This window comes from Streptococcus sanguinis, assembly GCF_050225395.1.
In the GTDB taxonomy this organism is placed as follows: Bacteria; Bacillota; Bacilli; order Lactobacillales; family Streptococcaceae; genus Streptococcus.
This window is the reverse complement of the sequence record NZ_CP071431.1, coordinates 2,247,515-2,268,865: the sequence shown is the minus strand read 5'-3', so window position 1 is coordinate 2,268,865 and position 21,351 is coordinate 2,247,515. Positions and strand designations below refer to the sequence as shown.

Annotated in this window: 22 protein-coding genes; all 22 read left to right on the top strand. The window is 44.3% G+C overall.

The annotated features are described in order from the left end of the window. Positions 1–10: 10 nt before the first annotated feature. The 22 genes from rpoC (at position 11) to folK (ending at position 21,333) form a co-directional block, all read left to right on the top strand. Complete coding sequence (gene rpoC, locus J1C81_RS11055) at positions 11–3,658, top strand: DNA-directed RNA polymerase subunit beta' (protein WP_002919871.1); 3,648 nt, start codon at positions 11–13, stop codon at positions 3,656–3,658. 762 nt (positions 3,659–4,420) lie between these two features. Next, positions 4,421–5,578: a non-hydrolyzing UDP-N-acetylglucosamine 2-epimerase gene (gene wecB / locus J1C81_RS11050; protein ID WP_004189687.1), complete on the top strand. Its 1,158-nt coding sequence runs from the start codon at positions 4,421–4,423 to the stop codon at positions 5,576–5,578. Continuing rightward, complete coding sequence (locus tag J1C81_RS11045) at positions 5,571–6,359, top strand: hypothetical protein (protein ID WP_002903501.1); 789 nt, start codon at positions 5,571–5,573, stop codon at positions 6,357–6,359. Before wecB ends, J1C81_RS11045 begins: the two co-directional genes overlap by 8 nt. Before the next feature lie 11 nt (positions 6,360–6,370). Further along, positions 6,371–6,514, top strand: coding sequence for a hypothetical protein (locus J1C81_RS11040; protein WP_002896778.1), 144 nt, complete (start codon positions 6,371–6,373; stop codon positions 6,512–6,514). Beyond that, complete coding sequence (locus tag J1C81_RS11035) at positions 6,507–7,817, top strand: glycosyltransferase family 2 protein (RefSeq protein ID WP_002896777.1); 1,311 nt, start codon at positions 6,507–6,509, stop codon at positions 7,815–7,817. Before J1C81_RS11040 ends, J1C81_RS11035 begins: the two co-directional genes overlap by 8 nt. Positions 7,818–7,825: 8 nt before the next feature. Continuing rightward, entirely contained in the window at positions 7,826–8,932 is a 1,107-nt protein-coding gene (locus tag J1C81_RS11030) for a glycosyl hydrolase family 8 (RefSeq protein WP_004189680.1), read from the top strand. A 318-nt stretch (positions 8,933–9,250) separates the two neighbouring features. After that, entirely contained in the window at positions 9,251–9,631 is a 381-nt protein-coding gene (locus J1C81_RS11025; RefSeq protein WP_002907451.1) for a DUF1033 family protein, read from the top strand. Between the two features lie 129 nt (positions 9,632–9,760). Continuing rightward, positions 9,761–10,702: a competence type IV pilus ATPase ComGA gene (gene comGA / locus J1C81_RS11020; RefSeq protein WP_002898643.1), complete on the top strand. Its 942-nt coding sequence runs from the start codon at positions 9,761–9,763 to the stop codon at positions 10,700–10,702. Beyond that, entirely contained in the window at positions 10,632–11,666 is a 1,035-nt protein-coding gene (gene comGB / locus J1C81_RS11015) for a competence type IV pilus assembly protein ComGB (protein WP_263281148.1), read from the top strand. Before comGA ends, comGB begins: the two co-directional genes overlap by 71 nt. Further along, positions 11,666–11,983, top strand: a complete 318-nt coding sequence (gene comGC / locus J1C81_RS11010) for a competence type IV pilus major pilin ComGC (RefSeq protein ID WP_002896769.1) — start codon at positions 11,666–11,668, stop codon at positions 11,981–11,983. Before comGB ends, comGC begins: the two co-directional genes overlap by 1 nt. Continuing rightward, positions 11,943–12,377: a competence type IV pilus minor pilin ComGD gene (comGD, locus tag J1C81_RS11005; protein WP_004189664.1), complete on the top strand. Its 435-nt coding sequence runs from the start codon at positions 11,943–11,945 to the stop codon at positions 12,375–12,377. Before comGC ends, comGD begins: the two co-directional genes overlap by 41 nt. A gap of 25 nt (positions 12,378–12,402) precedes the next feature. After that, the gene (comGE, locus tag J1C81_RS11000) at positions 12,403–12,636 is read left to right on the top strand and encodes a competence type IV pilus minor pilin ComGE (RefSeq protein ID WP_050540746.1); all 234 of its coding nucleotides are present in this window, start codon (positions 12,403–12,405) and stop codon (positions 12,634–12,636) included. Then, positions 12,620–13,057 carry a competence type IV pilus minor pilin ComGF gene (comGF, locus tag J1C81_RS10995; protein ID WP_004189661.1) on the top strand — a complete coding sequence of 146 codons (438 nt, stop codon included), beginning with the start codon at positions 12,620–12,622 and terminating at the stop codon, positions 13,055–13,057. The genes comGE and comGF overlap by 17 nt, the downstream gene beginning before the upstream one ends. Further along, entirely contained in the window at positions 13,038–13,430 is a 393-nt protein-coding gene (gene comGG, locus J1C81_RS10990) for a competence type IV pilus minor pilin ComGG (protein ID WP_004189660.1), read from the top strand. Before comGF ends, comGG begins: the two co-directional genes overlap by 20 nt. 81 nt (positions 13,431–13,511) lie before the next feature. Then, the gene (locus J1C81_RS10985) at positions 13,512–14,477 is read left to right on the top strand and encodes a class I SAM-dependent methyltransferase (protein WP_004189658.1); all 966 of its coding nucleotides are present in this window, start codon (positions 13,512–13,514) and stop codon (positions 14,475–14,477) included. Positions 14,478–14,513: 36 nt separating this feature from the next. Continuing rightward, a complete protein-coding gene (locus J1C81_RS10980; RefSeq protein ID WP_004189656.1) occupies positions 14,514–15,707 on the top strand; it encodes an acetate kinase in 1,194 nt (397 codons plus the stop codon). Between the two features lie 142 nt (positions 15,708–15,849). Then, positions 15,850–16,599: a CPBP family intramembrane glutamic endopeptidase gene (locus J1C81_RS10975; RefSeq protein WP_032910028.1), complete on the top strand. Its 750-nt coding sequence runs from the start codon at positions 15,850–15,852 to the stop codon at positions 16,597–16,599. A gap of 116 nt (positions 16,600–16,715) precedes the next feature. Next, entirely contained in the window at positions 16,716–17,354 is a 639-nt protein-coding gene (locus J1C81_RS10970; protein WP_004189652.1) for a CPBP family glutamic-type intramembrane protease, read from the top strand. Positions 17,355–17,548: 194 nt separating this feature from the next. Beyond that, positions 17,549–18,502, top strand: a complete 954-nt coding sequence (gene folP / locus J1C81_RS10965; protein ID WP_004189650.1) for a dihydropteroate synthase — start codon at positions 17,549–17,551, stop codon at positions 18,500–18,502. Position 18,503: 1 nt separating this feature from the next. Then, entirely contained in the window at positions 18,504–19,898 is a 1,395-nt protein-coding gene (locus J1C81_RS10960; RefSeq protein WP_004189648.1) for a bifunctional folylpolyglutamate synthase/dihydrofolate synthase, read from the top strand. Next, a complete protein-coding gene (gene folE / locus J1C81_RS10955) occupies positions 19,879–20,433 on the top strand; it encodes a GTP cyclohydrolase I FolE (RefSeq protein ID WP_002896758.1) in 555 nt (184 codons plus the stop codon). Before J1C81_RS10960 ends, folE begins: the two co-directional genes overlap by 20 nt. 87 nt (positions 20,434–20,520) lie before the next feature. Then, complete coding sequence (folK, locus tag J1C81_RS10950; RefSeq protein WP_004189645.1) at positions 20,521–21,333, top strand: 2-amino-4-hydroxy-6-hydroxymethyldihydropteridine diphosphokinase; 813 nt, start codon at positions 20,521–20,523, stop codon at positions 21,331–21,333. The last annotated feature ends 18 nt before the right edge of the window (positions 21,334–21,351 follow it).

Below are 21,351 nucleotides of genomic sequence, written 5' to 3'. Positions count from 1 at the left end.
GTAAGAAATAGTGGTTGATGTAAATCGTTTTAAAAGTATGCAAATCACCCTAGCTTCTCCTAACAAGGTCCGTTCATGGTCTTATGGGGAAGTGAAGAAACCTGAAACAATCAATTACCGAACCCTGAAACCAGAACGCGAAGGCCTTTTTGACGAAGTGATCTTCGGTCCAACAAAGGACTGGGAATGTGCCTGTGGTAAGTACAAACGGATTCGTTACAAAGGAATCGTCTGTGACCGCTGTGGTGTTGAAGTAACCCGCGCCAAGGTTCGCCGTGAGCGCATGGGTCATATCGAATTGAAGGCACCTGTTTCACATATTTGGTACTTTAAAGGAATTCCAAGCCGCATGGGACTCACTTTGGATATGAGCCCACGTGCCCTGGAAGAAGTCATTTATTTTGCGGCTTATGTGGTGATTGATCCTAAGGATACACCGCTAGAGCACAAGTCAATCATGACGGAGCGTGAGTACCGTGAGCGTTTACGCGAGTACGGCGCAGGCTCATTTGTAGCCAAAATGGGAGCAGAAGCTATTCAAGATCTCTTGAAACAAGTGGACTTGGAAGCTGAGATTGCTGTCCTAAAAGAAGAATTGAAAACTGCTTCAGGTCAAAAACGGATCAAGGCTGTCCGTCGTTTGGACGTCTTGGATGCTTTCTACAAGTCTGGCAATAAGCCAGAATGGATGGTTCTCAATATCCTGCCGGTTATTCCGCCAGATTTGCGTCCGATGGTTCAGCTGGATGGTGGTCGTTTTGCGGCTTCTGACCTCAATGATCTCTATCGCCGGGTTATCAACCGGAACAACCGTTTGGCTCGTTTGCTTGAACTCAACGCCCCTGGTATCATCGTTCAAAATGAGAAGCGGATGCTTCAAGAAGCGGTTGACGCTTTGATTGATAATGGTCGTCGGGGCCGTCCGATTACAGGACCAGGCAGCCGTCCACTTAAGTCTCTGAGCCACATGCTCAAAGGAAAACAAGGGCGTTTCCGTCAAAACTTGCTGGGTAAACGGGTTGACTTCTCAGGTCGTTCCGTTATCGCCGTTGGTCCTACGTTGAAAATGTATCAATGTGGTGTGCCGCGTGAAATGGCGATTGAGCTCTTCAAGCCGTTTGTGATGCGGGAAATCGTTGCTCGTGATATCGTGCAGAACGTGAAAGCTGCCAAACGCTTGGTAGAACGTGGAGATGAGCGTATCTGGGATATTCTGGAAGAAGTGATCAAGGAACACCCAGTGCTTCTTAACCGCGCACCGACTCTTCACCGTTTGGGAATTCAGGCTTTTGAGCCAGTTCTGATTGACGGTAAAGCTCTGCGTTTGCATCCACTGGTCTGTGAAGCCTACAATGCCGACTTTGACGGTGACCAAATGGCCATCCACGTACCGCTTTCAGAAGAAGCGCAAGCTGAAGCTCGTATCCTCATGCTGGCTGCTGAGCACATCTTGAATCCGAAAGATGGTAAACCAGTTGTAACACCATCTCAGGATATGGTCTTGGGGAACTACTACCTGACCATGGAAGAGGCTGGCCGCGAAGGCGAAGGCATGATTTTCAAGGATATGGATGAGGCGGTCATGGCCCTCCGTAATGGCTATGTTCACTTGCATACTCGTGTTGGTATCGCAACGGACAGTCTTAATAAACCTTGGACTGAAGACCAGAAGCATAAGATTTTGATTACAACTGTTGGTAAAATTCTCTTTAACGCGATTATGCCAGAGGAATTGCCTTACTTGCAAGAGCCGACTAATGCTAACTTGACAGAAGGTGTGCCAGCTAAGTACTTCTTGGAGTCAGGACAAGACATCAAGGAAGTCATTGAACAGCTTGAGATCAATGTTCCGTTTAAGAAGAAAAATCTTGGTAACATCATCGCAGAAATCTTCAAACGATTCCGTACAACAGAAACATCTGCTCTTCTTGATCGCTTGAAGAACTTGGGTTATCACCATTCTACTTTGGCTGGTCTGACAGTAGGTATCGCTGATATCCCAGTTGTCGAAGACAAGGCTGAGATTATTGAAGAATCCCATAAGCGTGTTGAACAAATTACTAAACAATTCCGCCGCGGTATGATTACTGATGACGAACGCTACAATGCAGTGACTGCTGAGTGGCGGGCAGCTCGTGAGAAATTGGAAAAACGTCTGGTTGCCAACCAGGATCCGAAGAACCCTATCGTTATGATGATGGACTCTGGAGCCCGGGGTAACATCTCTAACTTCTCCCAGTTGGCCGGTATGCGTGGTCTGATGGCTGCGCCAAATGGACGTATCATGGAATTGCCAATCTTGTCTAACTTCCGTGAAGGGCTGTCCGTTCTGGAAATGTTCTTCTCAACCCACGGTGCTCGTAAGGGTATGACCGATACGGCCCTTAAGACTGCCGACTCAGGTTACCTGACTCGTCGTCTGGTTGACGTTGCCCAAGATGTGATTATCCGTGAAGACGACTGTGGTACAGATCGCGGCTTGCTCATCACTTCTATCACAGAAGGCAAGGAAATGATCGAGTCTCTGGAAGAGCGCCTAAATGGTCGTTACACTAAGAAAACAGTTAAACATCCAGAAACTGGTGCTGCCATTATTGGTCCAAATGAATTGATCACAGAAGACAAGGCGCGTGAGATTGTCAATGCTGGTGTTGAAGAAGTGACGATCCGATCTGTCTTTACATGTAACACCCGGCACGGTGTCTGCCGTCATTGTTACGGTATCAACTTGGCGACGGGTGATGCGGTTGAAGTCGGTGAAGCAGTCGGAACCATCGCTGCCCAGTCTATCGGGGAGCCTGGTACACAGCTGACCATGCGTACCTTCCACACGGGTGGTGTTGCCTCTAATACCGATATCACGCAAGGTCTTCCTCGTGTCCAAGAAATCTTTGAAGCCCGCAATCCAAAAGGGGAAGCGGTCATCACTGAAGTCAAGGGTGAAGTTACTGCTATCGAAGAAGATGCATCTACTCGTACCAAGAAGGTCTTTGTTAAAGGCCAAACTGGCGAAGGTGAATATGTGGTACCATTTACAGCCCGCATGAAGGTAGAAGTGGGCGACCAAGTTTCTCGTGGTGCTGCCTTGACCGAAGGTTCTATCCAGCCTAAGCACTTGCTGGCTGTCCGCGATGTCTTGTCTGTTGAAACTTACCTGCTTGCTGAAGTACAGAAAGTTTACCGCAGCCAAGGGGTAGAAATCGGCGACAAACACATTGAGGTAATGGTTCGTCAAATGATTCGCAAGGTGCGCGTCATGGATCCAGGTGACACAGATCTCCTCATGGGTACTCTCATGGATATCACTGACTTTACAGATGCTAACCGTGATGTGGTTATCTCAGGCGGTGTACCTGCGACAGCTCGTCCAGTCCTCATGGGAATCACCAAGGCTTCCCTTGAGACAAACAGCTTCCTATCTGCAGCTTCCTTCCAGGAAACAACTCGTGTCCTGACAGATGCTGCGATCCGTGGTAAGAAAGACCATCTCCTTGGCCTTAAGGAAAATGTTATCATCGGTAAGATTATCCCAGCTGGTACTGGTATGGCCCGCTATCGCAATTTGGAGCCTCAGGCTGTTAATGAAGTTGAAATTATCGACGAAGTGACAGAACTGCCAGGTGGATTTGAAACTGAAGAAAATATTGTTCTTAAATAAAGAACTTTCCCTCCCGATTTTCGGGAGGGATTTTTTGTTGCAGCTGATAATTTCTTGCTCACTACTAAATATTATCCTATAATATACTTAGGAAGTTGTTTTTAAGTTCTCCTTTATGGATAAACAACTATAGAAGAAACACTCAAGATTTCCTGTTTCAGTTTTTCTATGATGCGAGATGCCATATTTATTTTTAATCAGGGAGGTAGCTGGTTTTTTGTAGTATGATAGCGCTAGGTTATACTATTTTAAACATCCTAAAATAGTAGGAGAGGCAGGTTTGAAATTTTTAAAAAGAGGAGGTTGGTTTTAATGGTAGTGGTCGAAGATTGTAGAGAACAGTAGCTGGCATTTATCTAGCCAGCTCATTCAGGAAGGGAGGATTTTGAAATATAAAGAATAGAAAACAATTAGATTACAAATAGAATAATATTTTATTACAATGAATAAATATTAAAAAATATAGGCAAAAACCACAAAATTCTGCATAAAACAGGACTTTAAGCCTATAAGTTCTTTCCTTTTTATTTATTTTTTTGAGAAAACCGAAAAATTTCAGTAATTTTAAGTTACAGTTAAGTTAAGAAAATTAAAATAATCTTAAATAAGTTACCAACATGTAAATTACTATTAAGAAAGTATAAAATAATAGTTCATGCTTTGATTATTGAAACGCTTGATGGTAAAATAACTAAGGTTGCTTAAAACAAACATTTTTTAGTAAAAAGTTAATATAACAATGCTGATTTTTGGTGAGGAAAAATGAAGAAAATTAAGGTAATGGTTGTTTTTGGAACTCGTCCAGAAGCAATTAAGATGGCTCCACTGGTTATTGAACTGAAGAAGCAGGCAGACTTGTTTGAGACAACAACAGTTGTGACTGCTCAGCATCGTCAGATGCTGGATCAGGTACTTGAGACTTTTAAGATTAAGCCTGATTATGATTTGGATATTATGGGGAAGAATCAAACCCTGACAGATATTACTGTCAAGATCCTGCATAAGCTAGATGATATCTTAAAGGAAAACAAGCCAGATATTATGCTGGTGCACGGTGATACGACAACGACCTTTGCAGCTAGTCTTGCAGCGTTTTATAATCAGGTTCGTATCGGTCACGTAGAAGCTGGCTTGCGGACTTGGAATAAATACTCTCCTTTTCCAGAAGAAATGAATCGTCAGATGACCGACTCTTTGACCGACTTGTATTTTGCACCAACGGATCAGAGTAAGGCTAACTTGCTCAAGGAAAACCATCCAGCAGAAACAGTTTTTGTGACAGGAAATACAGCTATTGACGCTCTCAAGCTGACAGTCCAGGCTGATTATCAGCACGAGGTTCTTGACCGTATTAATCCAGCTCGCAAGATGATTTTGGTGACCATGCATCGCCGGGAAAATCAAGGTGAGCCGATGAGAAGGGTCTTTCGAACTCTACGGCAGATTGTAGATGCCCATGATGATGTGGAAATTGTCTATCCCGTTCACCTGAGTCCAGCGGTTCAGGAAGCGGCTAGAGAAATTCTGAGTGACAATGAGAAAATTCATCTGATTGAGCCTTTAGATGTGTTGGATTTCCATAATATCGCAGCTAAAAGCTACTTCATCATGTCAGACTCAGGCGGAGTACAAGAGGAAGCACCTTCCTTAGGTAAGCCTGTACTGGTACTTCGTGATACAACAGAGAGACCAGAAGGAGTTGAAGCCGGCACCTTGAAGCTGGTCGGTACAGAAACTCAAGCAGTAGCAGAGGCAATGGAAGCCCTGCTGACAGATGAGTCACTCTATCAGGAAATGGCCCAAGCCAGCAATCCGTATGGTGACGGTAAGGCTTCTGAGCGGATTGCTCAAGCAATAGCTCACTATTTTAAGCAGACAGCTAGGCAGGAAGAATTTAAGACAGGAGTAAAAAATGTTTAGGAAAAAAGGACTAGAAAAATCATTAGCAGTCTTTGTACTGACAATTGGACTAATTCTTTTCTACAGTTGGAATTTTGCAGCTAACATATTTTATATCGGAATCGCGCTGATTTTATTAGGTATTTTTAGTGTCTTTGTCCTATCCGATCTCTTGGTGACATGGGCTATGATTCTGGGTGTGGTTATCGCAACTCTGATCTTGCTCTTTGATGTAACCTACCTACCGGACAATCAAGTTCTCTTCTTGCTTTATGTCTTCCCTGTCAGCGCTTGGCTGACCAGTCGAGTGAATTTCTATCTTCATCAGCGCTTGGGATTAGTGCAGGATGATAGCGAAGATGCTGCTGAGGCCTATGAAGAAATGGTTCAGAAAGTAAATCAGAAACAAGCTCCAGCCTTTCAGGCCTTGTTGGTCCATTGGGCGCACAATCATCATTTTTATCAAATTCACTCTCGGGAGTACAAGCGGATGCTCAAGAGAATTTTACGACTGCTTAACTGGGACTTCCAGAATGTAGAAACAGTTTACTATGTATCCAATGGTAACTTTCTCGTTCTGGTAGAAGATCTGGATCAGGAAGTCAAGGAATATTTCCAAGAGAAAGTGCGTGAAGATTTAACGATGATGCACTTTGAGAATAAGAAAACTGACCAAAAAATTCAGTTTCAGTCCGGCAGTTTAAAACTGAACGCTCAAAATATTGACAAATTCCATAATTTCGATGACGCTTTGAGCAATCTGGAGCGTCAGCTTGAAACCGACATTATCGTAGAATACTAGGAGGTAAACACATGTCTTTAACAGAAGTATTTTTTATCATCTCTATGGTGCTAAGTATCTTTTTTGCTATTAGCTTTTTGGTCCTCTTCATTTATTATCTGGTTATTTACAATCGGGTCAATAAAAATTTTAGGGCGGTGACTCGTCATGATTAGTCAACTTATTATGATTGTCACTCTGTTCTCCATCTGGATGTCTCTGGCTTGGGCTTTGGTTATTCTATGCTCTTCCGTGCATTTCTGGATGAAACGCAGTGACTTCAACGTGGATACCAGCCCATTGGAACATTATCCTATGGTTACAGTCGTTGTCCCAGCCCACAATGAAGATGTGGTTATCGCTCAGACAACTAAGGCCATTCTGGACTTGGACTATCCTCATGACCGAGTGGAAGTTCTGCTCTTTGCGGACAACTGCTCGGATGACACTTATCAAGAAATGCTGAAAGTTCAGGCTATGCCTGAGTACGCTGGACGCAATATTACAATTACAGACCGTACTGGTACGGGAGGTAAGGCAGGGGTGCTGAATGACGCCCTGAAGATGGCCAAGGGTGAATATATCTGTGTCTATGATGCGGATGCTATGCCAGAAAAGAATGCTCTTTACTTCCTAGTCAAAAAAGTTTTGGAAGATCCAGAACGCCACGTTGCTTCTTTCGGACGCAACAAGACCCGCAATGCCAACCAGAACTTCCTGACACGTTGTATCAATCAAGAAATCGTTGTAACTCAGCGTGTTTACCACGTAGGTATGTGGCATCTCTTTAAGATTGGACGGATTCCAGGTACGAACTTCTTGATTAACACTGAGTTTGTTAAGAGTATTGGTGGTTGGAAAAATGGTGCCTTGACAGAGGACACGGAAATTTCCTTTAAGATTATGCAGAGCGGCAAGCTGATTGCCTTGGCTTATAACTCAGAGGCCTTCCAACAAGAGCCAGAAACCCTCAAGTCCTACTACATGCAGCGTAAGCGCTGGGCTAAGGGGAATTACGAGGTAGTTCTTGCCAACTTCAAACATCTTTTTAGTGGCGGTAACTGGCGCGTGAAACTGGAAGTGTTCAATTATTCTTGTATCTTCTTCTGGTTCAATCTGGCGATTGTCTTATCTGACTTGGTTTTCTTTGCCAATGTAGCGGCGATGATTACCCAGCTCTTTGTACCAGATGTGCGGATTCCTTTCGCTTTTGATGCTCAGAATATCTATATCGTCCAGCTGATGCTCTTTAACTGGCTTCTGATGATTTTGCTTTATCTTTTGCAGATCAATATCGCCCTGGCTTCTCAGTTTGGACAGGCGACCACCAAACAGATTTGGCTGGCTCTTGTGTCCTATTTGACTTACTCTCAGCTCTTTATCGTTGTTTCTTTAGATGCAGTAGGATCTGTTATCTTGGACAAGATTTTGAAGCGGAAAGAAACCAAGTGGGTTAAAACAAAACGATTTGCAGGTTAGGAGAAAGTGTGAAAAGAACAAGATTAAGATTTATTTGGTTTGTGACAATTCTGGCTGTCTTGGCTGGTATCCTGTTGTACACCCGCATGGGCAGTACTCCTAATATCAAAAAGAAGATATACAGCCAATGGTCTAAAGAATATGTCGTAACCAAGGACAAATTGTCTTATATCAGGACGACAAACAGTAAGACTGAAGATGTTGTGCTGTCTGAGGCACAGGGTTATGGCATGGTGATTGCTGTGGATGCAGCTAAGCAAGGCGATGCCAGTTCTGCTGATTTTGAAAAGCTCTACCAATATTATCTAGCTCATCGTCTGAAAGATACCCAACTCATGTCTTGGAAACAGACGATTAAGGATGGTAAGAGCAACCATGAAGACGAAAACAATGCTACAGACGGTGATCTCTACATTGCCTATGCTTTGATTCAGGCTGCTAAGCAGTGGCCGGACAAGGCTAAAGAATACCAAGATCAGGCTCAGGCTATTCTGAAAGATGTCTTGGCATATAACTATAATGAAAGCAACGGCGTTTTGACGGTTGGGAACTGGGCAAATGCAGAATCGAAATTTTATAATCTCATGCGGACTTCTGATACATTGCCGCAGCAGTTCCAAGCTTTCTATGAGCTGACAAAGGATAAGCAGTGGCTGACAATCCGAGATAATATGCTTAGCAAACTTGAAGCAATCAGCGCTGATAATAAGACTGGTTTGATACCAGACTTTATCTGGGTTGAAGGCGACAAAGTTCGGGCAGCTGATGCTGATACGGTTGAATCTGCAAATGATGGCTATTATTCGTATAACGCTTGCCGGCTTCCTTACAACCTGGCTCAAAGCAAGGATGAAAAAAGTCAAAAAATGCTGAAGAAGATGTTGAGCTTCTTCCTCAATCAAGAAAAGATTTATGCGGGCTACAACCTGAAAGGCAAGGCTCTCAATAGCAATCAGGCTGGCAGCTTTACTGCTCCAGTATTCTATGCGGCTAACAACAATATAGAATTCCGCAAATTGGTGCAGCAAAATAAATATCTCTTCATGCAAGGTTTACCGTCAGACAATTACTATGACGCAGCTGTGACCACAATGATTGCTTTAGAAACTTTATAATGCAGAAACAAGTAAGATGAAAATTTTGCTTAAGATCATGCAGACAATAGGGTGGGACAAAACGACATTTGTCTCACCTTTTTTGAATAAAAAGATTGAGGTTTATTTCACAGACCGTTAAAATAGAAAGTCTTTATAAGAACACAATATTTGTTCCTAAGGTTATTAAGATTACTATCCGTGAGATTACTCTTCATATTATGAAGAGTAATGTGCTTGTCTCCGTTCCAATAAAGTTCTTGTTTTCTGATTTTGAGCAAAATAGTTTTGTTCGTCAAAGAATTCATATATAATATACGGTACAAAGAGAGGACGAGTATGTATTGTGTAATTGAGATGTACGGGGACTATGAACCGTGGTGGTTCCTGGATGGCTGGGAAGAGGATATCGTTGCAAAGAAGCAGTTCGATGATTATTATGAAGCCCTTAAGTATTATAAAAACCGCTGGCTGCAAATGGCAGACCAGTCACCTTTGTATAAGAGCCGCAGTGATTTAATGACAATTTTTTGGGATCCGGAGGATCAGCGCTGGTGCGAGGAGTGCGATGAGAATGTTCAGCAGTATCATTCGCTGTTTTTGCTGGAGAATGAGTGCAAGATTCCTAAGAGCAAGTATCGGCCAGGCTATACTAAGCAGAACGGCCTTGAAAAGCACCGAGCTTGCTCAGTCAAACTAAAATCCGCTAAGCCTCTTTAAATCGAAAGAATATATTTTGCAAATCTGATAATAGAGCAGCAGAAGAGACCTAACTTGTTAGAAGTTAAGTTTCTTCTGCTGTTTTTTCTTTTTCTGGATTTTTTGCGAATAGTAAGGTGAGGAGGATGTATGGTTCAAGAAATTGCAAAAGAAATGATTAGGCAGGCTCGGCAAGAGGGGGCGCAGGATATTTACCTCATTCCTAAGACTACTTGCTATGAGCTTTATATGAGAATCGGTGATGAACGTCGCTTTATAAAAACTTATGATTTCGAGCTTCTGTCAGCTGTTATCAGCCACTTTAAGTTTGTCGCAGGTATGAATGTTGGAGAGAAGCGCCGCAGTCAGCTTGGGTCTTGCGATTATGACTGCGAGGAAGCCAAGGTTTCAATCCGGCTGTCGACAGTTGGGGATTACCGTGGTTTTGAAAGTCTGGTTATCCGACTCCTTCATGACGAAGACAGGGAGCTGCGCTTTTGGTTTGAGCAATTGCCGGAGCTGCGAAAGAAAATTCAGGCTCGCGGTCTCTATCTTTTCTCGGGTCCGGTCGGCAGCGGCAAGACGACCTTAATGTACCATTTGGCTCAGCTCAAATTTTCTGGTCAGCAGGTTATGTCGATTGAAGATCCGGTTGAGATTAAGCAAGAGGCTATGCTGCAGCTGCAGCTGAACGAAACCATCGGCATGACTTATGACAGTCTGATTAAGCTATCTCTGCGACATCGTCCGGATCTCTTGATTATCGGGGAAATCCGTGATCGAGAGACAGCTAGGGCAGTGGTTCGGGCAAGTCTGACCGGAGCTACGGTCTTTTCAACAATTCATGCCAAGAGTGTTCGCGGTGTCTATGAGCGGCTTTTGGAATTAGGCGTTAGTGAGGACGAGCTAAGAATGGTGCTTCAAGGTGTTTGTTACCAGCGTTTAATTGGGGGAGGAGGTGTCGTTGATTTTGTCAGTCAAAACTATCAAGAGCACGAATCCGAGATCTGGAATCAGCAGATTGATCAGCTTTTTGCAGAAGGACATATCAGTGCAGAGCAAAGGCAGACCGAAAAAATTGTCTACGCCTAAGCAGAAAAAGATTATTGAGCTCTTTCATAATCTCTTCAGCAGCGGTTTTCACTTAGCAGAGATTGTAGACTTTCTGAGACGAAGTGCCTTGTTGGAGGAAGTATATGTCACTGAAATGCGGGCAGGCTTGTCAGCTGGTCAGTCCTTTTCAGAGATTGTCAGTCGACTGGGATTTTCCGACAGCGTTGTAACCCAGCTTTCCTTATCTGAGCTACATGGCAATCTGACACTTAGTCTGGGCAAAATTGAGGCCTATCTGGAAAATCTGTCCAAGGTTAAGAAAAAATTGATAGAGGTAGGGACCTATCCTCTCATGCTGCTGGGCTTTTTGGTCCTTATCATGCTGGGATTGCGCAACTATCTTCTGCCTCAATTAGACAGTCAGAATCTAGCTACTCAGCTGATTAATCACCTGCCTCAGATTTTTTTGTGGAGCAGCCTTGCTTGGGCCGCCTTGGTTTCAGTGGCTGTCTTTTACTATCGAAAGTCATCCAAGATTCGTTTTTTCAGCAAACTAGCAGCTCTGCCCTTTTTTGGACATTTGGTACAGGCTTACTTGACCGCTTATTATGCTCGTGAATGGGGAAATATGATTGGCCAGGGCTTGGAACTGAGTCAGATTTTTGCGATTATGCAGGAGCAGCCTTCCCAGCTCTTTAAAGAAATCGGAGAAGATATGGCTGCAGCTTTGCAAGGCGGTCAAGGCTATGCGGACAAGGTGGCAAGCTATCCTTTCTTTAAGAAAGAATTGTCCTTGATGATCGAGTATGGTGAGGTCAAGTCCAAGCTAGGAAGTGAGCTGGAAGTCTATGCTGAAAAGACTTGGGAGGAATTTTTCCTACGTATCAACCGGGCCATGAATTTCATTCAGCCCCTAGTATTTATTTTTGTTGCCTTAGTGATTGTTTTACTTTATGCGGCAATGCTCTTGCCCATTTATCAGAATATGGAGGTTCATTTGTAATGAAAAAACTTAATACCTTAAAAGTTCAAGCATTTACCCTTGTGGAAATGCTGATTGTCTTGCTGGTTATCAGCGTTCTCTTGCTGCTCTTTGTGCCTAATCTGACCAAGCAAAAAGATGCTGTTTCAGATACAGGAACTGCAGCGGTGGTCAAGGTAGTAGAAAGCCAGGCAGAGCTGTATGAACTGAAGAATACCAATGAAAAGGCTAGCCTGAGCAAGCTAGTCAGCGCAGGAAATATCAGCCAGAAACAGGCAGATTCTTATAAGGCTTACTATGGAAAACACAGTGGCGAAACTCAAGCGGTTGCCAATTAAGGCTTTTACGCTGCTGGAAAGTCTCCTCGTTCTTTTTGTTGTGAGTTTTCTCTTACTGGGCTTGTCTGGCTCGGTCAGGGCTGGTTTCAATCAGGTTCAAGAGCAACTCTTCTTTTTAGAGTTTGAGAGGCTCTACCAGGAGACGCAGAGGTTGAGCTTAGCCGGTCATGAGAAGCTTTCTCTCAAGATTTCAGGACGTCAGATTTCCAATGGCTATCAAGAGCTGGACTTTCCACAAACTTTGCAGGAGCATGAGCAGCAGGTCATTCAGTTTGACCGAGCTGGGGGAAATTCATCACTCAGCAAAATTACTTTTCAGACGGAGGACAGGACAGTTGTTTACCAGCTTTATATGGGCAACGGAAAGTTTAAAAAGACGACATCTTCAGGCTAGCATTCTGCTGGAAGCTCTGGTGGCCATGGCAGTTTTTGCGGCTATTGCCAGTCTGCTTTTGGGACAGCTTAGCCGGTCTCGTAAGGAGCAGCAGATCCTTCTGCAGCAGGAAGAGGTGCTTCGGGTAGCTCGTATGGCCCTTCAAACAGGACAAGAAGAGCTTCATATCAATGGAATTGCTGTGCGTCAGCTTAAGACAGATAAGCAGCTGCTGGTCTATCACGAAGGGGAGGTAGTTATTCGTGTCCAAAAACCTTAAAGTCAAGGCCTTTACTCTCTTGGAGGCTTTAGTAGCCTTGCTGGTTCTCAGTGGCGGTGTGTTAGTCTTTCAGGCCATGACCCAGCTCTTATCTTCAGAACTGCATCAGCAGGAAAACAATCAGCAGCAAGAGTGGCTTTTGTTTACCGACCAACTGGAGACGGAGCTTTCGCGAAGTCAATTTGACAAGGTTGAAGACAACAAAATCTACATCAGACAGGATGGCAGGGACTTGGCCTTGGGTAAATCCAAGGGAGATGATTTCCGTAAAACAGATAAGAGCGGTCGCGGCTACCAGCCTATGATTTATGGTTTGGAAGCAGCTGATGTGCGTCAGGACAGTAAGCTTGTCCATCTTCATTTTCGCTTTGAAAAAGGCTTAGAGAGGGAGTTCGTCTATCGTGTGGAAGAAGAAAGTTGAGGCTGGGATTTTACTGTATGCGCTATTGATGGCCGCTGTCTTTAGCCTGCTCCTGCAGTTTTATCTCAACCGTCAAGTCAGCAGTCAGCGTTTGCAGCTTTTTAACAGGGAAAGGACGGAAGCCTATGCTATGGCAGTTCTGACAAAAGCTACAGCCAAGGATGATAGCGGTGAGATGGAGTTTGAGCAGGGCAAGGCGGTCTACCGTAAGAAAGGGAAGGATCTGGAAATCAGCAGTCGGCTCAGCAGCGGGCATTCCTATTCTTTTACTTTTGTCATTTCTAAGAAGGATGAGGATAAAGCTAAGGAAGACAAGAAAGCAACTGACAAAAAGGAGAGAGCGGTTTCGGAAAAAGCTGGTAAGTCAGACTAATATAACTGTAAAATCTTTGTAATTTTATATATCTTGGAAAGGGGCCTTATTTTTGGTATGATAGGATGAACGGAGGATTCCATGAATTTTGAAAAGATAGAACAAGCTTATACTCTGATTCTCGAAAACGTCCAGAATATCCAAAACACTCTGGCGACCAATTTTTACGATGCTCTGATTGAGCAGAACGGCATTTACCTAGATGGAGATACGGACTTACAAGAAGTTCTGGCCAACGATGAAAAAATCCGCGCTCTGCATTTGACCAAGGAAGAGTGGCGGAGAGCCTATCAGTTTATCCTGATGAAGGCTGCCCAGACGGAGCCCATGCAGGTCAATCATCAATTCACACCTGACACAATTGGTTTTCTGATTACTTTCTTATTGGATCAGCTGGCTCACGGAGAGGAAGCTGATGTATTAGAAATCGGCAGCGGAACAGGAAATTTGGCTGAGACTATTCTCAATCATACCCAAAAGAAGATTGACTACTTAGGTCTGGAGCTAGATGATTTATTAATTGACCTTTCTGCCAGCATTGCAGAGGTTATGAACTCTAAGGCTCACTTTGCTCAGGGTGATGCGGTTCGGCCTCAGGTTCTGAAAGAGAGTGACATCATTATCAGTGATTTACCGGTCGGTTATTATCCGGATGACAGTATCGCCTCTCGCTATGAAGTGGCTAGTCCGGATGAGCACACTTATGCCCACCATCTTCTAATGGAACAGTCGCTCAAATATCTTAAACCGGGAGGCTATGCCATATTTCTGGCGCCGAATGACCTCTTGACCAGCGCTCAAGCTCCTCTGCTGAAAAAATGGCTCCTAGCCAAAGCTCAGTTCATCGCGATGATAACCTTGCCAGAGTCTATTTTCTCAAGCAGCAAGCATGCCAAAACTCTTTTTGTCTTGAGGAAACAGGAAGCGAATAATATTCAGCCTTTTATCTATCCTCTGCGGGATTTGCAGGACCATGAAGAAATGTTTAAATTCCGTCAAAGTTTTCAAAACTGGTACAAAGGTAGTGAAATTCAAACAAAATTTTGATATAATAATTTTGAAAACGCTTAAAGAGGTGAAGAAATGTCGAAAACAATTTCTATTAATGCAGGAAGCTCAAGCTTAAAATGGCAACTCTACTTGATGCCGGAAGAAAAGGTCTTGGCTAAGGGCTTGCTGGAACGGATTGGTCTCAAGGATTCTATTTCAACAGTGAAATTTGACGGTCGTTCAGAAAAGCAGGTTCTTGATATTGCAGATCACACGCAGGCCGTAAAAATTTTGCTGGATGATTTGAAACGCTTTAATATCATTGAATCTTATGATGAGATTACCGGTGTGGGTCACCGTGTTGTGGCTGGTGGTGAATACTTTAAGGATTCAGCTCTCGTTGATGAAGAAGTGATTCAAAAGGTAGAGGAGTTGTCTCTTCTGGCTCCATTGCATAATCCAGCCAACGCTGCAGGCATCCGTGCTTTTAGAGAAATTCTGCCAGACATTACCAGCGTGGTGGTCTTTGACACCTCTTTCCATACAACTATGCCGGAAAAAGCATATCGCTATCCGATTCCGACTAAATATTACACTGAAAACAAGGTCCGCAAGTACGGAGCTCACGGTACTAGCCATGAGTATGTAGCCAAGGAAGCTGCTAAAATTTTGGGACGTCCAATTGAAGAACTCAAACTTATCACTTGCCATATTGGTAACGGAGCTTCTATCACAGCAGTAGACAAGGGCGTTTCTGTAGATACTTCTATGGGATTCACACCACTTGGCGGTGTCATGATGGGAACGCGTACAGGGGATATTGACCCAGCCATCATTCCTTACCTGATGCAATACACAGATGACTTTAATACTCCAGAAGATATTAGCCGCGTTTTGAATCGTGAATCAGGCCTGCTAGGAGTTTCTGAGAAGTCTAGTGATATGCGTGATATTCATGAGGCGATGCGGGCAGGTGATGCCAAGGCTCAATTAGCCAACGACATTTTTGTAGACCGGATTCAAAAATACATTGGTCAGTATCTTGCCGTCTTGAATGGAGCTGATGCTATCATCTTTACCGCAGGAATCGGTGAAAATTCTGTGACCATTCGTGAACTGGTTATTAATGGTATTTCTTGGTTTGGCTGTAACGTAGATCCAGAAAAGAATGTTCGTGGTGCAGAAGGCGTGATTTCCACTCCTGATGCCAAGGTCAAAGTCTTGGTTATCCCGACTGACGAAGAGTTGGTCATTGCTCGTGATGTCGAACGCTTCAAAAATCAATAAATCAAAAAATTCAAAAGCTCAGTTTGACTGGGCTTTTTATATGCTTTAATAAAGGATTTTCTTGGTTGCTGGCCTTGAAAACATTGAGCGATTCTATCTCATAGTCACTATCAGTATTAGTTCCCAACCCGTGATATATAAAATGCTTGCAGTTAAGAATTGTCTATACAAAATAAGAAAATTGAGCTATACTAGGAAGGAAAAGGAGGAAGATATGAAAGCAATTCTAAAAAAATTAGAGTACATCCTACTGACTCTGTTTGTCCTATTTCTCAGCCAGATACCATTTATATTTATCCGGCAAATGACGTCTTCTGAGAAGAATTTTTCAGTAGGACAGACCATCTTTGTGCTGGTGGTATATATTTTGATTATCTTTTTTGTTCTGAGAATGGCTAAGCAAGAAGAACTGCTGAGCCTTGACTTTAGCTTTTTTAAATGGTCTTCGTTTGGCTGGTTAGCTGTTTCTAATGTTGTCATGATTGGCGTCAACATGCTGGGAGCAATTATCATGCTGCTGGAAGGCCAGGCTATTTCCACTGCCAATCAGGATGCCTTGAATGCTTTATTTCAGCATGTACCCAAGATTTTATTAGTGGTAGGTGCCGTGATTCAGGCTCCTATTTTGGAAGAGGTGGTCTTTCGTGGCTTGATTCCTCAGAAGATTTTTACCAAGCATTATGTTTGGGGATTGGTTGTAGGAGTCATTCTTTTCGGTCTTTTTCATGGCCCGACCAATATCGGCAGTTTTGTTATATATGCAGGTATGGGTGCTGTTTTAGCTGCGGTTGCTTATATATTTAAGCGTTTGGAAATGTCTATTTTGGCACACATGTTGAGAAATGGAGTTGCAGTACTCATCATGATACTGACAGGTTTGGTGAACAAGTAGGAAAGCAGAGAATATCTGCTTTTTTGTCATTTGAGGCACAAATTAGGACATTTGAGGGGATTTCTCCCAGCTTGCTCTTACTTCTTCTATAATGATAAGAGAAGAATGGAGAGAATATGCTGAAATTAGAGAAAATCATTCAATTGTTATTACTGGCTATGTTGACTCAGACGGGACTGCTACTCATGTTTCATCCAATGCCTCATCGCTTGGTCTTTAGTCAGGCTAATCTGCTTTTTATGGTGGGCTTGCTGGGGTTGCTTTTTTGTTGTGCCTTTTATTTTTCCAGAGAACTTCAGGAAATCAAAGGTTCTCTTCGTCAGTCAAGCAATTATCGACACTTGCTTTTCTTGTATTTTTTGATGATTTTGGTCAATGCTGCGGGGGTTCTTCTGCTGTGTGGCAAGGAGTCGCAGTCAGAACAGGCGGTGGAGCAGATGCTGACGGAGAGTTTTCTGTCATCTTCTCTTTTGCTTCTGGGGATTGACATCGTCGTTTTATCCCCTGCAGCACCGAAATTTGTTGACAGTGACTTCTCTCTTCGCTATCGGAAGAGCTGGGGGATTGCACTAGGTTTGCTCTGCTTTTCCCTTGCGAAAAATCCTCAGGAAACTCTGTGTTTTCTGTCCTATCTAGTTTTGGGACTAGTCTTTGCCCATCTCCTCAGGCCTTATTTTCAGCGTTTGGAGCTGTCTATGCTGGCCCATATTCTCCGAAATATGATTATTCTCAGCCTTTTACCCTTTTGCTTTTAGAAAGTGTTTTGTCAAATAGAAGAATTATGGTAAAATGGTAAATGAAACAAGGGACTAGATAAGGTCTTCTTGTGAAGTCGAGTGCAGTTCATAGGACTGGATGCTGCATCTGCTGAGAGCTTTGCGGTACACTAGATGAGTGTGCCTTTTTTGTTGAAGAGCAGGGCAGTCGATAGAAATGAGATGAAAGTCAAATGGTAAATCTAAAAGCAATTGCTCCAGATGGCCGAACGGGCCTCTGTGGTATTATCAATGCGACGCCGGATTCCTTTTCAGATGGTGGGCGCTACAACACGGTTGAGACGGCATTGTCTCAGGCTAGAAAGCTGATTGCTGAGGGAGCTCACATGCTGGATATTGGTGGTGAGTCTACTCGGCCAGGCAGTCATTTTGTGGCTATTCAAGAAGAGATAGAGCGGGTGGTGCCAGTCATTGAAGCTATTCGCCGGGAAAGTGATATTGTAATTTCTGTGGACACTTGGAAGTCGGAAGTGGCTGCAGCGGCTTTGGCTGCGGGTGCAGATATCATCAACGATATTACTGGTCTCTTGGGTGATGAAAAGATGGCAGAGACAGCTGCGAAATATGGCGCGCCAGTCATTGTCATGTTTAATCCAGTGATGGCTCGTCCTCAACACGCTAGCTCAAAAATTTTCCCAGAATTTGGCTTTGCCCCTGCTTTTAGTAAGAAAGAATTGTCTCTTTTTGCAGAGCTGCCGATTGCAGAACTAATGTGGAAGTGTTTTGAGAAATCTTTGAAGGTGGCGGAACATGCCGGCCTTTCGCGTGATCATATCATGCTGGATCCAGGGATTGGTTTCGGTTTGACCAAGCGGGAGAATCTTCTCATTTTGCAGGAGCTGGATAGTCTCCATCAGGCTGGTTTTCCTATTTTTCTTGGGGTTTCTCGTAAGCGGTTTCTCGTTAGTATCTTAGAAGAAAACGGCTTTGAGGTCAATCCTGAGACTCAGGAAGGCTTTGAAAACCGTGATACAGCTTCAGCCCATCTGACTAGCCTTGCGGCCAGCAGAGGTGTTGAAGTTGTCAGAGTGCACGAAGTGGCTAAGCACCGGATGGCTGCTGCCGTTGGCGATGCGATTCGTCTAGCGCAGCAGACAGAAGATCTCAATCTAGGTCAGTATAAGTAAGATGAAAAAACAAGAATTACCTGATTTAAGCTGGCTGGAAGCTTATCGGACAGCTAGTCCCAATTTTGGCTTGGAGCGGATGGAGCGTTTGCTGGAGCTGCGGGGGCATCCGCATTTGCAGCTGCCAGTCATTCATATTGCGGGGACTAATGGCAAGGGTTCAACCATTGCCCATCTGCGCCAACTTTTGGAGGTGCGAGCCCTGCGTGTTGGCACTTTCACCTCTCCCTACCTAGTCAGCTACAATGAGCAGATTGCCATTAATGGCAATGCGATTTCCGACCAAGATCTTCAGCGATTGCTGAGCCTTTATCAGGACCTCTTGGCCCAGCATGCGACAGACTCTAGCTTGCAGGGTGTGACTGAGTTTGAGATTATAACTGCTCTAGCTTATGATTATTTTGCTGAGCAGCAGGTGGATGTGGCTATTATCGAGGTCGGCATGGGTGGGCTTTTGGACAGTACCAATGTCTGCCAGCCCTTGCTGACTGCAATCACAACAGTCGGTCTGGATCATGTGGCCTTGCTAGGTGACAGTCTAGAGGCTATTGCCCAGCAGAAAGCTGGCATTATCAAGCATGGAGTTCCCATTGTGACCGGTAGGTTGGAGCCAGAGGCTCTGGCAGTAGTCGAGCAAAAGGCTGCTGAAAAAGATGCTCCGCTCTTTTCTTGGTCTCAAGCTTATCAAGTGGAACCTCAAGAGTCAGAGGAGGGGGAGTGCTTTTCCTTTTCGAATGCCTATCGGTCCAAAGACTCGTATCAAACAGCTCTGATGGGACTGCATCAGGCAGATAATGCTGGACTGGCTCTGCACTTGTGCGACCTATACTGTCAGCTGCAGTCGCTGCCTTTATTGACAAAAGCAGAGGTTGAGAGGGCCTTGCTTGCTGCTGTATGGCCTGGGCGTTTGGAAAGAATATTGGATCAGCCGCTTATCTTGCTGGATGGAGCCCATAATCCCCATGCCCTGCGGTCGCTAGCTGCGACACTGGACCAGCATTATCCGACTTATAAGAAGCACATTTTATTTGCTTGTATCCAAACCAAGGCCTTGGATGATATGGTGGAGCTGCTGCAAAAGATTCCCAAAGCAGCTATAAGCTTGACAGCCTTTGCTGATCCGCGGAGTTTTTCTGAAGAGAGCATGCAAGCCTGGGCTGAGCAGCAAGGCCTGTCTTACAAAGAATGGCCGGATTATTTAGCAGATTATTTAGCAGTAGAGCATGAGTCAGATGAACTTTTGTTGATCACGGGTTCTCTTTATTTTCTAGCTCAGGTTAGAAAATCAATCCTTGAGAATCGCGAGTTAGACTTTGCTGAGCGTCCTTCTCAGTCAAGTCAATTATCAAAAAATAAAAATGAACATAGGAGCATATATGGACACGAAGAAAATTGAAGCAGCTGTTGCCCAGATTATTGAGGCGGTTGGAGAAGACGGAAGCCGCGAAGGCTTGCAGGAGACGCCACAGCGCATTGCTAAAATGTACCAGGAAATCTTTGCTGGGCTGGGTGAGACTGCTGAGGAGCATCTGGCCAAGTCTTTTGAAATCATTGACAATAATATGGTAGTGGAGAAGGATATTTTCTTTCATTCCATGTGTGAGCACCACTTCCTGCCATTTTACGGGAAGGTTCACATCGCCTATGTGCCTAATGGTCGGGTAGCAGGCCTGTCCAAGCTGGCCCGAACAGTAGAGGTCTATGCCAAGAAACCGCAGATTCAAGAGCGATTGACCGTAGAGATTGCTGAGGCCTTGATGGACTATCTGGGTGCTCAAGGGGCTCTGGTCTGGGTGGAAGCTGAGCATATGTGTATGAATATGCGCGGAGTCAGAAAGCCTGGCACTGCAACGGTTACTACAGCAGCGCGCGGCGTTTTAGCGACGGATAAGGATCTGAAAAATGAAGCTTACAAGCTGATGGGACATTGATCTTATCAGTGGTGGAGCATGTTAGGAAAGGTTAGATAGTTTTATCAAGGATAAAATGCAGAAACTTGAATCAGAAAGGACAAGAGAATGGATCAGCTGCGCATAAAGGATTTGGAAGTATATGCTTATCACGGTCTGTTTGGAGCAGAGAAGGAATTGGGCCAGCGTTTTGTGCTGGATCTGATTTTGGACTATGATATGACTCGGGCTGCCAAAACAGGCGACCTGACAGCTTCTATCCACTATGGAGAATTGGCTCAGGATTTGACCTACTGGTGTCAGGAAAGCAAGGAAGACTTGATTGAAACGCTGGCTTACAAGCTGATTGATCGGATTTTTCTGACTCATCCTTTGGTGCAGAAGGTCAGCTTGGAGGTCAAGAAGCCTTGGGCACCCGTGCCGCTGCCTTTAGAGACCTGCTCAGTCAAGCTGGTGCGTCAAAAGCGGAAAGCCTTTATCGCTCTGGGGAGCAATCAAGGCAGCCCAACTGCCAATCTGGATGCGGCTCTGGAAAAAATGGCAGAGCAAAATATAAGAGTTTTGCAGGCATCAAGCCGCATTGAGACAGAGCCTTGGGGTGGCGTTGAGCAGGATCCGTTTCTCAATCAAGTTGTTGAAGTTGAGACTTGGCTCAATCCTGAGGAGTTAATGCAGACGCTCTTGGCTATCGAATCGGATCTAGGGCGCGTGCGGGAAATCAAATGGGGACCTCGTGTGATTGATTTGGATATTCTTTACATAGGACAAGAAGAGTTATACAGTCCAAACTTGATTGTTCCTCATCCTTATGTGGCTGAGCGAGCTTTTGTCTTGCAATCTCTGGTGGAAATCGCCCCACACTTTGTCGATCCCGTGCAGAAAAAAAGCATTCGCCAGCTCTGGGATGCGGTTGAAAAATGAGAAAAGAAACTTGTCGCA

Coding starts and splice junctions, on each gene's coding strand:
- wecB (WP_004189687.1), top strand. CDS start 4,421: ATGAAGAAAATTAAGGTAATGGTTGTTTTTGGAACTCGTCCAGAAGCA.
- J1C81_RS11045 (WP_002903501.1), top strand. CDS start 5,571: ATGTTTAGGAAAAAAGGACTAGAAAAATCATTAGCAGTCTTTGTACTG.
- J1C81_RS11040 (WP_002896778.1), top strand. CDS start 6,371: ATGTCTTTAACAGAAGTATTTTTTATCATCTCTATGGTGCTAAGTATC.
- J1C81_RS11035 (WP_002896777.1), top strand. CDS start 6,507: ATGATTAGTCAACTTATTATGATTGTCACTCTGTTCTCCATCTGGATG.
- J1C81_RS11025 (WP_002907451.1), top strand. CDS start 9,251: ATGTATTGTGTAATTGAGATGTACGGGGACTATGAACCGTGGTGGTTC.
- comGA (WP_002898643.1), top strand. CDS start 9,761: ATGGTTCAAGAAATTGCAAAAGAAATGATTAGGCAGGCTCGGCAAGAG.
- comGC (WP_002896769.1), top strand. CDS start 11,666: ATGAAAAAACTTAATACCTTAAAAGTTCAAGCATTTACCCTTGTGGAA.
- comGD (WP_004189664.1), top strand. CDS start 11,943: ATGGAAAACACAGTGGCGAAACTCAAGCGGTTGCCAATTAAGGCTTTT.
- comGE (WP_050540746.1), top strand. CDS start 12,403: ATGGCAGTTTTTGCGGCTATTGCCAGTCTGCTTTTGGGACAGCTTAGC.
- J1C81_RS10985 (WP_004189658.1), top strand. CDS start 13,512: ATGAATTTTGAAAAGATAGAACAAGCTTATACTCTGATTCTCGAAAAC.
- J1C81_RS10980 (WP_004189656.1), top strand. CDS start 14,514: ATGTCGAAAACAATTTCTATTAATGCAGGAAGCTCAAGCTTAAAATGG.
- J1C81_RS10975 (WP_032910028.1), top strand. CDS start 15,850: ATGCTTGCAGTTAAGAATTGTCTATACAAAATAAGAAAATTGAGCTAT.
- J1C81_RS10970 (WP_004189652.1), top strand. CDS start 16,716: ATGCTGAAATTAGAGAAAATCATTCAATTGTTATTACTGGCTATGTTG.
- folP (WP_004189650.1), top strand. CDS start 17,549: ATGGTAAATCTAAAAGCAATTGCTCCAGATGGCCGAACGGGCCTCTGT.
- J1C81_RS10960 (WP_004189648.1), top strand. CDS start 18,504: ATGAAAAAACAAGAATTACCTGATTTAAGCTGGCTGGAAGCTTATCGG.
- folE (WP_002896758.1), top strand. CDS start 19,879: ATGGACACGAAGAAAATTGAAGCAGCTGTTGCCCAGATTATTGAGGCG.
- folK (WP_004189645.1), top strand. CDS start 20,521: ATGGATCAGCTGCGCATAAAGGATTTGGAAGTATATGCTTATCACGGT.